The sequence below is a fragment of the Bacillus sp. PAMC28748 genome (assembly GCF_014250415.1).
GTDB classification, from domain to species: Bacteria; Bacillota; Bacilli; order Bacillales; family Bacillaceae; genus Bacillus; species Bacillus licheniformis.
This window is the reverse complement of sequence record NZ_CP060192.1, coordinates 2,428,600-2,443,644: the sequence shown is the minus strand read 5'-3', so window position 1 is coordinate 2,443,644 and position 15,045 is coordinate 2,428,600. Positions and strand designations below refer to the sequence as shown.

Annotated in this window: 12 protein-coding genes and 3 pseudogenes; 5 read left to right on the top strand and 10 right to left on the bottom strand. The window is 47.8% G+C overall.

Features of this window, described 5'->3' with window-relative positions:
* Window positions 1-241: 241 nt before the first annotated feature.
* The 5 genes and pseudogenes from H7F26_RS12440 to H7F26_RS12420 all read right to left on the bottom strand — a co-directional run.
* Window positions 242-994: pseudogene (locus tag H7F26_RS12440) on the bottom strand (PLP-dependent aminotransferase family protein); the annotation flags it as partial.
* A gap of 124 nt (window positions 995-1,118) precedes the next feature.
* Window positions 1,119-2,147, bottom strand: a complete 1,029-nt coding sequence (locus tag H7F26_RS12435) for a scyllo-inositol 2-dehydrogenase (RefSeq protein WP_003180474.1) — start codon at window positions 2,145-2,147, stop codon at window positions 1,119-1,121.
* A 167-nt stretch (window positions 2,148-2,314) separates the two neighbouring features.
* Window positions 2,315-3,358 carry a LacI family DNA-binding transcriptional regulator gene (locus H7F26_RS12430; RefSeq protein WP_003180471.1) on the bottom strand — a complete coding sequence of 348 codons (1,044 nt, stop codon included), beginning with the start codon at window positions 3,356-3,358 and terminating at the stop codon, window positions 2,315-2,317.
* 56 nt (window positions 3,359-3,414) lie between these two features.
* Window positions 3,415-3,972 (bottom strand): GNAT family N-acetyltransferase, encoded by a 558-nt coding sequence (locus H7F26_RS12425; protein ID WP_003180469.1) that lies wholly within the window; start codon window positions 3,970-3,972, stop codon window positions 3,415-3,417.
* Between the two features lie 28 nt (window positions 3,973-4,000).
* Window positions 4,001-4,864 carry an AraC family transcriptional regulator gene (locus tag H7F26_RS12420; protein WP_003180467.1) on the bottom strand — a complete coding sequence of 288 codons (864 nt, stop codon included), beginning with the start codon at window positions 4,862-4,864 and terminating at the stop codon, window positions 4,001-4,003.
* Window positions 4,865-4,985: 121 nt separating this feature from the next.
* Here H7F26_RS12420 and H7F26_RS12415 point away from each other — a divergent pair, with 121 nt between their 5' ends.
* From H7F26_RS12415 to H7F26_RS12405, 3 genes and pseudogenes are all read left to right on the top strand, one after another.
* Window positions 4,986-6,326, top strand: coding sequence for an MATE family efflux transporter (locus H7F26_RS12415; protein WP_003180465.1), 1,341 nt, complete (start codon window positions 4,986-4,988; stop codon window positions 6,324-6,326).
* Window positions 6,327-6,528: 202 nt separating this feature from the next.
* Window positions 6,529-6,866: pseudogene (locus H7F26_RS12410) on the top strand (P-II family nitrogen regulator).
* 57 nt (window positions 6,867-6,923) lie between these two features.
* Window positions 6,924-7,607 (top strand): annotated as a pseudogene (locus H7F26_RS12405) (ammonium transporter); the annotation flags it as partial.
* A 132-nt stretch (window positions 7,608-7,739) separates the two neighbouring features.
* Here H7F26_RS12405 and asnB read toward each other — a convergent pair.
* Complete coding sequence (gene asnB, locus H7F26_RS12400; protein ID WP_016886395.1) at window positions 7,740-9,581, bottom strand: asparagine synthase (glutamine-hydrolyzing); 1,842 nt, start codon at window positions 9,579-9,581, stop codon at window positions 7,740-7,742.
* Between the two features lie 164 nt (window positions 9,582-9,745).
* Between asnB and H7F26_RS12395 the strand changes: the two genes are divergently transcribed.
* Window positions 9,746-10,312, top strand: coding sequence for a DUF2777 domain-containing protein (locus tag H7F26_RS12395; protein ID WP_003180458.1), 567 nt, complete (start codon window positions 9,746-9,748; stop codon window positions 10,310-10,312).
* 39 nt (window positions 10,313-10,351) lie between these two features.
* Here H7F26_RS12395 and H7F26_RS12390 read toward each other — a convergent pair whose 3' ends face one another.
* From H7F26_RS12390 to cotG, 4 genes are all read right to left on the bottom strand, one after another.
* Window positions 10,352-10,708: a YisL family protein gene (locus H7F26_RS12390; protein WP_011197750.1), complete on the bottom strand. Its 357-nt coding sequence runs from the start codon at window positions 10,706-10,708 to the stop codon at window positions 10,352-10,354.
* Between the two features lie 134 nt (window positions 10,709-10,842).
* Complete coding sequence (rsgA, locus tag H7F26_RS12385; protein WP_003180453.1) at window positions 10,843-11,895, bottom strand: ribosome small subunit-dependent GTPase A; 1,053 nt, start codon at window positions 11,893-11,895, stop codon at window positions 10,843-10,845.
* Between the two features lie 269 nt (window positions 11,896-12,164).
* Window positions 12,165-13,070, bottom strand: a complete 906-nt coding sequence (locus H7F26_RS12380; RefSeq protein ID WP_003180452.1) for a fumarylacetoacetate hydrolase family protein — start codon at window positions 13,068-13,070, stop codon at window positions 12,165-12,167.
* 152 nt (window positions 13,071-13,222) lie between these two features.
* Window positions 13,223-13,693: a CotG/ExsB N-terminal domain-containing protein gene (gene cotG / locus H7F26_RS12375; RefSeq protein ID WP_003180451.1), complete on the bottom strand. Its 471-nt coding sequence runs from the start codon at window positions 13,691-13,693 to the stop codon at window positions 13,223-13,225.
* A gap of 165 nt (window positions 13,694-13,858) precedes the next feature.
* On the opposite strand from cotG, the gene H7F26_RS12370 reads away from it, so the two are divergent.
* Window positions 13,859-14,932, top strand: coding sequence for a CotH kinase family protein (locus H7F26_RS12370; RefSeq protein ID WP_016886397.1), 1,074 nt, complete (start codon window positions 13,859-13,861; stop codon window positions 14,930-14,932).
* Window positions 14,933-15,045: the final 113 nt, after the last annotated feature.

Sequence of the window (15,045 nt, the reverse complement as noted above, 5' to 3'; positions counted from 1 at the left end):
AAAAAAGTGTATATTTTGTGACACCGGCATGTCAATAAGATTCAGAAAAATAGGACGTTTCTCATAACGAGGCAACTTGAATATTTCCACTTCTGCACATTCATCTGCTAATATGAATCAATAGTTCCTTGAATGATATATTAATGGAATTTTATGGACTGTTTTTAAATAACCTGAGGCCTGAAATAAAAAGCGGAGCGGCTGCTGAACGTCGCTTTTTCAGCAGCCGGTACAGCGGGGTTCACATGAGCTTACCGGCGAGTTCTGCGATTGTTTGAATGCCGTAGCGAAGCTCTGTCAAAGAGGCGTACGAATAGGACAATCTGATGCTGTATTTGGCTTCCTTATCGTAGAGGGTGCCGGGATTGATGAGGATGTTTTTCTGTAATGCTTGTTCGAACAAAGCGCTGAGCGAGAGCGGTTTTAGGAATGTGACCCAAATGTAAAATCCGCCTGAGGGCTTTTCCCAGCGGGCGATTCCTCTGCAATAGGTCTCAAGACACCGGAGCGCTTCATCCCGCCTTTGTCTCAGTTCGACTTTAATCCGGCTGAGATTTTCATCATAGAGCCCGCTTGAAAGCCACTTTGCAGCCGCCCATTGCGACAATGAACTTGATCCGTAGTCAGTCTGCATTTTAATATCGGCCAGCCTCTCGATGACGGGCTCCGGACCTGCGACCCAGCCGATGCGGAGGCCGGGACTGACGGTTTTCGATAATGTGCCGACATAAAGAATGCTGCCTTCTCTGTCCATGGCCTTCAGCGGCGACGACGGCGGGCCGTCAAGCTGCAAATCGCCATATGCGTCATCTTCAATAACCGGGAGCGACAGCTGCTTGCTGATTTGAATCAGCTCGCGCTTCCGGTCTTCGGACATCAGTTTGCCCGTCGGATTGTGAAATGACGGAATCGTGTACAACAAATCGGCGCCATGCCGTTTTTTTACCGCCGGAATGACGGACGGGTCTAATCCTCCGGCATCCATGGGAAGCCCGCAAAATTGAAAACGCATGGAGAAAGGCGGCACCGGGCGGGGAACGCTTCCTTACGCCCTCCTTCCTGTTGTTCCTTTGTGACCGCAGGATCATCTCAACAGCCCGCTCAGGGTGGCCCCCGTTTCATACCGTAAGCTTTTTCGTCTGATACTGAATCTTGACGGGCCTGCCTGTTGACCAGGATTGTGTGGCCGCAAGCGCGATTTCAAGATTGACCGCCGCATCCACTTCAGTCACAAGCGGTTTCGTTTTGATGCGAACACAATCAGCAAAATGCTGCAGCTCCAAACAGTACGCTTCATGGAACCTCGCCTGGAAATCGGGAATGATATTATAGCTGCTCCCCTTTCCGGTCCGCACTGTAACCGCCGGGTTCCGCAGCATCCCGATGAAGATGCTGCCGTCCGTTCCGATGATTTCGGCGCGGATATCGTGGCCGTAAGACGAATTGCGGCTTGCTTCCGCATCACCCGCCGCTCCCGAATCAAACTCCATATAGGTGAGCGCCTGATCGACGTCATGGCATCCCGGCATGAATGCGTGCTTCAAAACCCTTCCGTGGCCGGAAACCGCAGTGATTTCAGCCCCCATTAAATAACGAGCGATGTCATAGTCATGAATCGAACAATCGACGAAAATACCGCCGCTTTTTTTGATGAATTCGGCCGGAGGAGAGCCAAAATCGCGCGTAAACCCTTTATAATAGATCGGTTTGCCGATCTCTCCGGCATCGATCCTTCTTTTGGCATCCGCATAAGCAGGATCAAACCGCCTCATAAACCCCACCTGGCAAATCACGCCCATTTCTTTGACCTTGGAAATGACTTCTATTGACTCTTCAAGATTTAATGTCAGCGGCTTCTCCACAAAAATCTGTTTGCCGAATTCGGCTGCCTGTTTGATCATTTCGGCATGAGTGGATGTCGGTGTAACGATGACAACGGCATCAATTTCCGGATCGCGGAGGCACTCAAACGGGTCTTCAAACCACTTTTCAACACCCAGTTCAGCTGCAACCTCCCTCGCACTTCCCTCTGCCGGATCGGCTACAGCGGCGAGCAGGACTCCGGGCACCTCGGTTTTGAGGTTTTTCGCATGGTAATAGCCGAGCCTTCCAAGCCCCAATACGGCGCATCTCACAACTTCTGTCATTTTCTTCTCCTCCTTTGCGTTTCATGAAAGCGCTTTATTAATTAGAGAAAGCGCTTGCTCATTTCAATTCTGATTTTACCCTGTATTTATTTTATCCGCAATTGTTTTTTAGGAATTAATTTGGTCAAGCGCTTGCTCTTTAGAAACGAAAAAAGAGCGTTTTTCTATCAAAACCCGCTCTTTTCGGCATGTGCTTCTTTTTTAAATGGAGGGGCCGTCGACTGTCTGACGACAAGTTCAGGCGTGAGAATGATTTTGCTTTTCGAGCTTTTCTTGCCGCTGATTTCTTCGGCAAGCAGCTCGGCCGCGCGGCGGCCCATTTCTTCAATCGGCTGAGACACTGTCGTAAGCGGCGGATCGGTCATTTCGGCTAAAAACGTATTATCAAAGCCGATGACCGATAAATCCGTTGGAACATGGAGCCCCCATTCCCTTGCAGTCTGAATGACTCCGCACGCGAGCACATCATTCATGGCAAAAACGGCGGTCGGAATATTGCTTTTGAAAATCTGAGCGGCCGCTTTTTTGCCGCATTCCAGGGAAAAACCGGATCCGGCGATGAGCGTTTCATCCGCTTTGATGCCTGCTTCATCCATCGCTTTTTTGAAGCCTTTCAGCCTGTCTTTTTCTCCGGTTGTCGATCCGTCGCCGGCGATGCAGGCGATTGTCTTATGACCGAGCGAAATTAAATGCCGCGTCGCTAAATATCCGCCCATAAAATCATCGATGACCACGACATCCATCGGAACAAGGGCGCGATCCTGGGAAATCATCACGAGCGGTATGCCCTCTTTGGCAATATCCTCGAGCGCATCCATCGTCTCCTGATTTTCGATGCCTGTCGCAAAAATGATGCCGTCGACGCTTTTTTGCTTGAGGACCGAGAAATACGTTGTCTCCTTTTTCGGATCGCGGTCGGTACTGCACATCATAATGCTGAAGCCGAGCTCGCCCGCCCGCTCTTCAACGCTTTTGGCAAGCTCGCCGAAAAACGGGTTTGCAATATCGGGCGTCAACAGGCCGATAATGTTCGTGCGCTTTCCGGTAAGCGCAGAAGCGTGAACATTCGGCTGGTAATCGAGCTCTTTCATGACGGCATGCACTCTTTGCCTTGTCGACCTGCTGATCCTCCCGGTATTGTTGATCACCCGGGAAACCGTGGAAATCGAAACGCCGGCCGCTTCCGCTACATCATAAATGGTTTTTTTCATATTGGTCCCCTCTAGTCCGCTGATGAAAGATTTCTAATATTATATTATAGAGCGTGTCAGCTTCCGCGGCAAATCAGCTCCCACTCCTCCCGCAGGATTCCGTATCTGATTGAATCGTAATAGACTCCGTCATAATATCTGACTTTGCGAATCCGGCCTTCCATCTTAAATCCGGCTTTTTCGGCGCACCTCATCATCCGCCTGTTGCCTGACCACGTCGTCATTCCGATTCTCGGCACATCGACGTTTTCAAACAGGAAGCCGATCCATAATTCTACGGCTTCCGTACCGTATCCCCCGTTCCAAAACCGCGGATCATAGATGCCGATCCCGCATTCCAGCCAGCGTGTCGGCCGGGATTCCCAATAGTAAGAAACGGTTCCTTTCAGCTCTCCGCCGATCTCTATCGCCAAATAGCGCGGCGGTTTTTCTTTTAAAGCCGGCACTAAAGAATCGACAAAGTATTGAAACGGTTCGGGCTGAAGCGGAAAATAAGGGGCATCCCATTTTTTCCATTCAGGGTTTTTAGTTCCGTAAATCATTCTCCATAATCCGGGCAGGTCATCCATTGTGATCGTACGCAATTTCACTTTTTCACCATTGATGGATGCCAAACTTATCTCCTCCTATGCTTTGAAAATATCACTCAATATTTCGCTTCATCATCTTTCTGTATTCAACGGGCGAAATCCCTTCTATTTGTTTAAACAGCTTTGAGAAATAGGTCGGATCATCGATTCCGACTTGTTCGGCAATCGATGACATTTTGTCGTTTGTAGAAGAGAGGAGCCGCTTCGCTTCAAAAACTTTCGCCTTATTGGCATATTGGCCCGGTGTGATGCCAAACACCTTTTGCATGCAGCGGGTAATGTAGTCCTGGTGATAATGAAGGGCAGCCGAGAGCTGCTCCATGCTGAGCTTCTCCTTATAATGGCGGTCGATGTAATGCTGTGCTTCGGATGCTACACGCTCACTCGCCGAAGGAATATGGAACGCCTCCTTCTGCAAGTGAATCAGCAGCTCTTCGAACAAGAGCTGCCTGCGAAGCGGCAGGTCGGAATTTTGGGCGGAATCGTCAATCAAACGCCTAAACTGCTGTTCGATAAACGCTTTTTGGTCGATCTTTCCCTTTCTCGGAATCTTTAAATGATACAATGTCGGCGTTTCAAATGTCCCCTTCCTCAGCTTGAGTTCAGTCCAGTTCTCACCTCCCTGCTGCGCGAAGCCATAGGACGGCTCCTGAAAGTGCAGCCAAAAATAGCGGGTATCGTCTTGACAGCCGCGGTGGCCATAATGCTCGAGCCCCGGAATAAGGATGATGTATTCCCCTTCCCGGATCTGATGGGGCTCGCCGTCCTCAGTCAAAAATAGTTCCCCCTGTATCACATATAAGAGATCAAACACGGAATATTCACGCCTCACATGCTTTTCCCCTCTTTTGAACAGCCCTTCTCCGCCGGTAATCAACACAGGGAGCGGCGGAATTGTAAAGATGATATGTTCCATGTTCTCTCCCCTTTTTCATCAAGTCGGATTTCTCCAAGAAGTATCGGTTTCGTCTCTTCTTATTATAAGAAAATGGCGTTACACTATAAAACGGAATTTTAAAAGAAAGGGGTCAAACGCCATGAAAAAAACAGCACCTCAAAACCTCTCTTTATTCGCATTGACTTGGCCTATCTTTATCGAGGTTTCATTATATATGTTAATGGGCAACGCAGATACCCTGATGCTCAGCCAATATTCCGACGACAGCGTGGCAGCCGTCGGCGTCAGCAACCAAATGCTGAACTTGATCATTGTGATGTTCGGTTTTATCGCAACAGGAACAACCGTCATTATTTCTCAATTTTTAGGGGCGCGGCAAAAAGCCGAAGCAATGGAAGTCGGCTATGTTTCCATCAGCGCCAATTTTATCATCAGTCTATTCATCAGTGCGGCGATTTATATATTTGCCAAACCGCTTTTATTGATGATGGGCCTTTCCGCCAACCTGCTTGCTGAAGCCGGCATCTTTCTCCAGATCGTCGGCGGACTGTCCTTTGTCCAAGCGCTCATTATGACGTTCAGCGCCATTTTGAAAAGCTACGGGTATACAAAGGACACAATGGTTGTAACCATCGGCATGAATATCCTGAACATCGCCGGCAACTATCTTGTCATATTCGGACCGTTCGGCTTTCCGGTTTTAGGCGTGGCCGGCGTGGCAATGTCCACTTCAATCGCGCGCATCATCGGCCTTTTGGCGATCGCTCTGCTCGTCAAAAAGCGCGTCGGCATGCCGCTGTTGTCCAAACGGCTGTTTGTCTTAAAGAAAAGTCACCTGAAAAAACTGCTGAAAATCGGGATTCCTTCAGCAGGGGAGCAGCTGTCATATAACGCGTCACAGATGATTGTCACCTATTTTATCACGCTGATGGGCGCGCAGGCGCTGACAACAAAAGTCTATACCCAAAATTTGATGATGTTTATCATGCTTTTCGGCACAGCGATCAGCCAGGGAACGCAAATCTTAATCGGACGCCATATCGGCGCGAAGCAATTTGATGAAGCATACAGCCGCTGCCTGAAAAGCCTGTGGTGGGCTCTGGCCATTACAACATTTACTTCCGTTCTCTTCGCTGTGTTTTCAAAACAGCTGATCGGCATTTTCAGCAGCAATCCCGATATTATCGCAACGGCCAGTATACTGATCCTTTTGACGATTATCTTGGAGCCCGGCCGCTCGTTTAACGTGGTCATCATTAATTCTCTCAGAGCTGCGGGAGACGCGAAATATCCGGTTTATATGGCGATTGTCTCGATGTGGGGAATCGGACTTCCGATCGCTTACATTTTCGGCATTCAGCTCGGATTCGGCCTGGCGGGAATTTGGTTTTCCTTCATCGCCGACGAATGGGTCAGGGGAATTTTAATGTACAGAAGATGGAGATCTAAAATGTGGCTTCAAAAAGGATTTGCAGCATAACCTGCTTTCAGTTGAAAGCAGGTTTTTTCATGTTATAAAACTTAACGAGACTGCCATTCTATGAACACAGACCTCTCAAAGAATAGGTCTAATAGATTAATTTTTTTGAAAATTCGTATTGATTTTCAATTTACTTTTACGTATGATAAGAAACATAACAACAAACGTAATATAACCTTACACCAAAAGGAGGATTTGCATTGTGAAAAAAATCGAAACGATTATACGCCCCGAACAGTTCCCCCGCCTCCGCAAAAAGCTTGAAGAGGTTGGCATAAACGGATTAACCGTCTCAGAGGTTGCCGGCTGCGGCCAGCAGCGGGGGAAGCAGGCTCTGTTTCGCGGCACCTCCTACGAAATCAAGCTGCTGCCTAAAGTGAAAGTCGAAATGGTGATTGAATCGGAGAGCGTTGATGAAATTATCAAATCGAAAGCACATGTTCGACAAATACGGTCGGCGACGGAAAAATCTTTGTCCTTCCAATTGAAAACGCGATCCGAATCCGGACAGGGGAATCAGGAAAGGAAGCGATTGTCTAAAACGACCGATTCCCTCCTGCTCTCTTTTAGTCGATACTTTAAGAAAGGGTGATTCTTATGAAAACCAAGGTATCTGCCGTCCTGTTCCTCAGTTTTTTCCTCGCAGCATCAGCTCTGGCCGCCGAACCGACGGTGCAATCGGTCAATGACTCGGTCAACATGACATGGGTAGCCATCGGCACTCTGCTCGTCTTTTTTATGCACGCCGGTTTTGCGATGGTTGAATCAGGCTTTACAAGAGCTAAAAACACGTTAAACATTTTAATGAAAAACTTCCTGACGATCTCTATCGGCTCCATCCTTTATTTCTTCGCCGGATACGCGTTCATGTTCGGGGACAGCGCCGGCGGGTTCATCGGCACAAGCGGTTTTGCTCTAGCGGGTGATCAGGATGTCGGATTTTTCGTCTTTCAGGCCGTGTTTGCCGCTACGTGCGCCACCATTATTTCCGGCGCTGTCGCTGAACGGATGAAGCTTGGCAGCTACATGATCTTGACGCTGTTTATGACCGGTCTCATCTATCCGGTTGTCGGCCATTGGACTTGGGGGGAAGGCTGGCTGTACGACCTCGGATTTGTCGATTTTGCCGGATCTTCAATCGTTCACTTGACAGGCGCTGCGGGCGCAGTTGCGGCTGTCATGTTTCTCGGGCCGCGGATCGGAAAATATACAAACGGCAAGGTCAACGCCATTCCAGGGCACAGCATTCCGCTGGGCGCTCTCGGCGTCTTTATCCTGTGGACTCTCATGCATCCGGCTCTCAGGCCGGCTTGCTGATCATAGAAATCGGCGGTGTTCAAAATAAACGCCGCCGTTTCTTTATAGCTTAGCTGCCAAAACGCAGAACACCCGGCATATGCCGGGTGTTTTATGTTATTCCTCGATATCAATTCGATAACTTTCAAACCAAGTATGGATTTGGGCAAGGTGGGCGATCAGCTGCGGTCCCTTCATCAATTGTCCGTACCACGGAACTTGAAATGATGCACCTTCCGTCTCAATCAGCCGCTCCAGTTTTTTCTTTTCTAAGAAAGCATAGAGCGCCGAGTCTTTTTGCTCCAGCAATGACTCCAGCCAGCGTATCACGGCTTTCGTATAGGCCGGGTGGTGCGTTTTCGGATATGGGCTTTTTTTGCGGTACAGCACTTCATCAGGCAAAATGCCTTCCAGCGCCTTGCGGAAGATGCCTTTTTCACGGCTGCCATGCATTTTGACATCCCATGGAATATTCCAGACATACTCGACAAGCCTGTGATCTGCAAACGGAACCCTGACCTCGAGGCTCGCACCCATGCTCATTCTGTCTTTTCGATCCAAGAGCGTTGTCATAAACCAGAGCATATTTAAGTAAAACAGCTCTCTCCTTCGTTTCTCCGCACCCGTTTCTCCTTCCAGCAGCGGTGTTTCTTTAACTGTTTCCTCATATTTTGCCTTCACATATTCGCTGAGGTTCAGCTTTTTCTGCCAGCCGTCCTGCAGAAGTGCGATCCGTTCTTCCATTGATCTCATCCATGGGAAACCTTTCACATCTTCTGCCGAATGGAACCAAGGATAGCCGCCGAAAATTTCGTCCGCGCATTCCCCTGAAAGGCTCACGACAAAGTCTTTTTTAATCTCGCGGCAGAACCATAGCAGGGAAGAATCGACATCAGCCATCCCCGGCAAATCCCGAACCAGTACGGCTTCTTCCAAATAGGCAGCCAGCTCCTCCTGGGATATCACGCAATTGTGATGAACCGTTCCGAATGCATCGGACATTTTTTTAATCCACGGGCCGTCGGCGTTTGGCTGAAATGAGCTTGACGTAAAATATTGCTCATTGTCTTCATAATCGATCGAAAACGTATGAAGGGGCGCCTTCCCTTCTCTCTCGAAATGCTTGGCGGCCGTTGCGGTAATGGCGCTCGAATCGACCCCTCCAGATAAAAACGTACATACCGGCACATCAGACACAAGCTGCCTTGTAACGGCGTCCTGAAACAGCGACCGCACATTTTCCACCGTTTCGTCAAAGCTGTCCGTATGCTTCTCGCTTTTCACATTCCAGTAGCGCCAAACCGTTAAACCGTCTTTTGAGAAAATCATCGCATGCCCCGGGCGGATCTCCTTTACTCCTTTAAAAACACCGCTCCCCGGCGATCGTGACGGGCCGAGGCCGAAAATTTCTGCCAGCCCTGAACGGTCTACCTTTGCTTTCACTTCAGGATGAGCGAGGATGGCTTTGATTTCAGATCCGAACAAAAATGATGAGCCCTGTTCGGTGTAAAAGAACGGTTTAACACCAAGCCGGTCGCGTGCCGCAAAAAGAAGATCCCGCTTTTCATCCCATACCGCAAATGCAAAAATTCCGTTCAGCCTGTCGATGCATTCCTCTTTCCATTCCATGTATGAATGAAGCAAAACCTCTGTATCTGAGTGGCTCTTGAATTGATGCCCCCGCCGCCTAAGCTCTTTTCGCAAATCCTCCGTATTATAGAGCTCGCCATTATAGCAAATCGTATAATCATATCCTTGATGTGTGCGGGTCATCGGCTGTCTGCCGCCTTCCAGATCCACAACTGCCAAGCGTTTATGTCCGAATAAAACATGGCGCTTTCCCCAAATATTCGTATCATCAGGTCCTCTTTTCGAAAGCGTATCAGTCATCTTCTCCATGATTGACTGCTCTCGGACAAGCGGCTTCTTAAAATCGACCCACCCCGTTATTCCACACATTGTCGATCAGCTCCAATTCTAATGTACTTCCTCTGCTTTAGGCTTCACTTCCTTTGTCACTTTACCTATTTTATGCACCTTAAAATAATAGTTGAATTGTCCAACAGAGTCTTGTATGAGACAAGCCCGTTTTGGAAAAAACGAAATAAGAAAGGAGACCGCCCATGGACACCGAACGCCAGAAACGACTTTATGCCGAAAAGCGCAAATGGATTTACGGCAAAATTTTAATGGAAGACGGGATCTGCCTGATTGAAAATGAAGAAGGAGATTTGCTTTTGGTTGAAAGCCTGAACAGCCCCGGAGTTTTCATCAGCATAGACGGAGAATGGCAAAAAGCCGAACTGTTTGATCAATTCGCCGTAACGGAAAAACCGGAGACCGTGAAGCTGACAGGAGGAGAACCGATCCGTTATCTGAAAACGGTAAAACAGGCATTTCTCGAATTTTTGAACGATCTGGAAGACGGACAGTTCTATTCTTTTTTGGATCAGCTGAACAGCCTCGGCTTTTCCGTCTTTGACTGCGTCTTCGCCTATAACGGCCTGAGCTTTTGGCCCGAGAAAAAGGATGTCAAGGGCGTTTCGTTTTATCAGTTTTCTCATGATATGAAACAATGCGCCCTGCAGCATCATTACGAAAGAAAAGAGGAGTGGAAGGACAGATTTGAATGGACCGCTTCAGATGGGGAACGAATCGTTATGATTTCAACATTCAAGCCGCCGACATAAAAAAGACACCAGTCCTCATAAAGAACCGATGTCATTTAATTAAAACACTTTAAAGCCCAGCGGAAGCCGGAGTCCAAGCACAACCGTCAAGAGCAGAACGACAATAAAGCCGATCCAGATCCCAGTGGCCGCTTTTCCGTTTTTCCTGCGGATTAATAGCATTTCCATGAATCCGATGGTGATGAGGCCGAGCAAGGCCTTCGCTATGTATTCTCCGTTCCATGCCGTGAACTTTAAAAAGAGCTGCGCCCCGGTAATGATAACGATAATATAGAATAAGCGGAGAATCATATGTGTAATTTTTGCGCCTTTGCTGTTTCCAGATGAGTAAAGTCCGTAAGCAACGAACACTAAAATGAGCGCGATCACCCAAGACGTGATATGCATATGCGTCATATTCATTTTTCCCCCTATCAAATCAGGTATCGTTCTTATCTTATCATGAACCGGTCCATTAAACAAAACAATGTGAACGCTGTCATTTCCGCAGCAAAAAAGACGCTGAGATCATTCATCAGCGCCTTTTTCATTTATTTGCGTTTGTTCTTTTTCATGCTTTTCGTTATCTGTTTCCACCGCTTTTTTTCCTGCTGCGCCGCCCGTTTATCCGTTTTTCTTTCGAGGTATTCGAGCTCTTTTTTTAATTTCAGGTAGCTTTGGAACCGGCCGGCATCGAGTCTGCCGTCAGCCAGCGCCTCCTGCACGGAGCAGCCGGGTTCTGTTTGATGCATGCAGTCTGAAAATCGGCAGTTTTTTGCAAGCTGGTCAATATCGCTGAAGCTCTGTCTGAATCCTTCTTCCGATTCCCAAAGCTCTAAGGCCCGCATCCCCGGCGTATCGATTAAAAGCCCGCCTTCAGGCAGCATAAACATCTCCCTGTGCGTCGTCGTATGCCGCCCTTTGTCATCATCTTCACGAACGGATTGGACGGCTTGCCTGTCTTCCTTCAGAAAAAAGTTGATGATCGTTGATTTTCCGACGCCTGACGACCCTAAAAGGGCGACGGTTTCCCCTTGTTTCACATACGCTTTCAGCTCATCCATCCCACTGCCTTCATGAGCGCTGATGACGTGAATCGGCACCCCGAATGCCACGGACTCCGCCTGGCGCACCTTTTCTTCAATCCGGTCAGCAATGTCCGCTTTGCTTAAGACGATGACGGGATTGGCTCCGCTTTCCCATGCCAGCAGCAAGTAGCGTTCGATTCTTCTCACATTAAAATCCAGACCGAGCGCATTGACGAGAAAGATCGTATTGACGTTTGCTGCGGTGATCTGTTCCTCCGCCGGCTCACCCGCCGCTTTGCGCGAAAATTTGCTGAATCGGGGAACGACCTCCGTGATGATTCCCTTCTTTTCGCCGCCGCGTGGGCGCATATACACCCAATCGCCGACAGCGGGGTAGTCTCCGCGGCTTTCCACTTCAAACCGCAGCCTGCCGGAGATTTCGGCAAGCCACTGACCTTCTTCCGTCCATACCCGGTACAACCTTTTATGCTCAAGGGCGATCCTTCCCAAAACCAGACCTTCCTCATCCTTTAAAGCTTCCATGATATATTTGATGCCTAATGCTGATAAATTCAATTCGGTTTCCTCCTAAAGATCTGATGATTGATTAAAAAAAGAGCCGCAAATACACGGCTCTTTCAACATATAAACACTCCATGAGCCGGTTCACAGCCCATGGAAATATCACCAGATCCATTTGAAGAATACCAGTCGAAATATTACATGGGCTGTGCAATGATCGTTTGTTGGGCAAAAAAGACAATATCCATTCTCATCACACATCCCTCATTTCTAAAAAATTTGACAGCTTCATTATATGCTAAAGCCATCCTTTTGACAATCCTTTATTTAACTGGATTGGAAAGCGTTCCGATCGGTTCGATCGTAATGTCGACCTGATCGCCTTTTCGGAGGAACTTCGGCGGATTAAAGCCTTTGCCGACTCCTGACGGCGTACCGGTTGCGATAATATCCCCCGCTTCAAGCGTCATTCCTTTGGACAGCGTTTCGATCATTTCCGCAATCGGAAAAATCATGTCCTTTGTGCTCCCCGACTGGCGGAGTTCGCCGTTCACTCTCGTCTCCACCTTCAGGTCACCGGGGTCTTCAATCATTGATTTATGTACAAGAAACGGCCCCATCGGGCAGGTCGCATCAAGGCTTTTGCCGATAAAAAACTGCTTGTGCCTCTTTTGCAGATCGCGCGCCGTCACATCGTTAATGATCGTATAGCCGAACACATAGTCGAGCGCTTCAGCTTTCGGGATGTTTTTTCCCGTTTTGCCGATGACAACCGCGAGCTCGCCTTCATAATCGAGCGCCTCTGTCACGCCTTCGTGGGCATCAATCCCTTCCATGTGGCCGATGACCGAAGTCGGCGCTTTTGTAAACACCATGATATGTTCGGGAATATCTGCTTCACTTCCCATTTCAATCGCATGATCCCGATAATTTTTTCCGATGCAGATCACATTTTTCCGCGGTTCGGGAATCGGTGCAAGCAAATCGACGTCTGACAGCGGATAAATATACGAACCGCTCTCTTCGCTGTTTTTCTTCTTTGACCATTCCACTAGCTGTTCGACATGGCGGACAAACTTCTCTCCCTCGCTTACGCATTCGATAAGCGTTTCAGGTATCGTTTCAAGCTCAAACAGCTTTTTTTCCGCCTTTTGCAAATCCATTATCTTCTCATCCATGACAAGCCCTACAAATGTACGGCTGTGCAGCTTTGCTGTCGCAAACTTCATAAATATTCCCCCGCAGTATGATTTAAAGCTATTCTACATATTCTCTAAAAAAACGAAAATTCCTTTCCTCTTTCAGAAAACCGCTTCTAAAGTCCCGGGCGTTCCTTCCCGGAAAAGAAAATGGCGGCTCACCATGCAGCAAGCCGCTTTTCTTATTTTTTCCGGTAGATGACCTCGGTCAGATTTCCGTCAGACCATTTTGTAATGGTTTCATAGCCGCCTCTTTTATGATGGTGAGTCTTCTTGCAGCGATGATGGTCGGGGCGTTTGCGGCCGCATTTGTCGCGTTTTTTGCAGTCGTGATGTTTTTTGCTTTTGTCAGGCTTCTTACAGTCGTCTGGTTTCTTGCTTTTGTCAGGCTTTTTGCAGTCATCGGGTTTCTTGCTTTTGTCGGGCTTTTTGCTTTTATCCGGCTTTTCATAGTCGTCATGCTTCTTGCTTTTATGATGTTTTTTGCTTCTGTCCGGCTTTATTCCCCACCAAAGATCCCAAATGTTATGCGGACGCCGCTCTTTTCCCGAGCCGGCGTATTCTTCGGGTTCCCGGTCTAAATAATGGTCTCTGCCTTCGCTCTTCAGCTGGTCTACTGCCTTTTTAATGTCATGATCATGGACACCACTCATCTTGTAACCTCCTGTTCTTCCTTTTTTATGTCCTGATTTATCATACGCGCCGTAAAGACAAGTGTACTGAGGCAAATGACTGTTTTTGTTCAAACTTAGGCGGTCTGCTTCCGGGACAGGTTTTTTTCACATATGATATGTCAGCTGAAAAAGGAGGAAATGATGATGAGTGCCACTGCCTTGCCGGCCTTTAGGCTGCACATTCATCCGAAGCATCTGCTTGAGTTGAAAAAAGACGTCTGGAGTGATGAAGCCGTTCCCGGCATGCTCTTGACCGGTTCAGCAAAGACGCCTGTCGCAGTGTCATACAGAGGGGCCCACACCCGCAAACTGACGAAAAAATCCTATTTCATTCAATATCCGGACAATAAAGAAAAGGCTGCGTTTCATTTGAACGCGGAATATCATGATCCGTCTTTCATCAGAAACAGGCTTTCCTTTCATTTTTTTGAACAAATCGGCGTCCTTGCGCCAGCAGCATCACACGTTTTCCTTTATATCAATGAAAAAAAAGAAGGCATCTATTTAAAAATCGAATCTGTTGACGATCATTTCTTAAAGAGGAGAAATTTAGAAAGGGGGGCCATTTATTATGCCGTTGATGACGATGCTAATTTTTCTCTGCTGAGTTCCTTCAATAAAAAGGCTAAGCAAAATCTCATGCAGGGATACGAAAGAAAAACGGGTTCAAGCCGCCACGATGACTACCTCCAGGAGTTTATCTACTTTATCAATACCGCCAAAGACGACATATTTGAAAAAGAAATCAAACGCTATCTCGATGTCAAACAATATTTGCTGTGGCTCATCGGCGCCGTCTACACCCAAAATTTCGACGGCTTTGTCCATAATTACGCGCTTTATTTAAACGGTCGCACAAAAACGTTTCAAATCATTCCATGGGATTATGACGCGACATGGGGACGGAATATTCACGGGGAAGAAATGGAGCACAACCGGATTCCGGCGAAAGGCTATAATACGCTGTCTGCAAGGCTGCTCGACATCCCGGCTTTTCAATCCCAATACTTTAATTTAATGAAAAATGTCTTGCACCGCCAATTTACAATCAGCCGGCTTTCGCGGTATGCGGTAAACTGGCACGAGACAATCGCGCCTTTTCTTGAACATGATCCTTATACAACCGTCACATACAGCCGGCTCGAAGATGAGCAAAAACAAATTTTTCATTTCATCGATCAGAGGAAGCGGTTCCTGCTTTTCGAGCTTTCCCGATAATAGACTGTCGCTGTCCTCCGAAAAAAATGTCACATTTTTTGTCATATTGGCGAAAAAAATCCCTTTTACACAAAATAAGGTATACTAGCAATATCAAGGACATCAATGCGCTG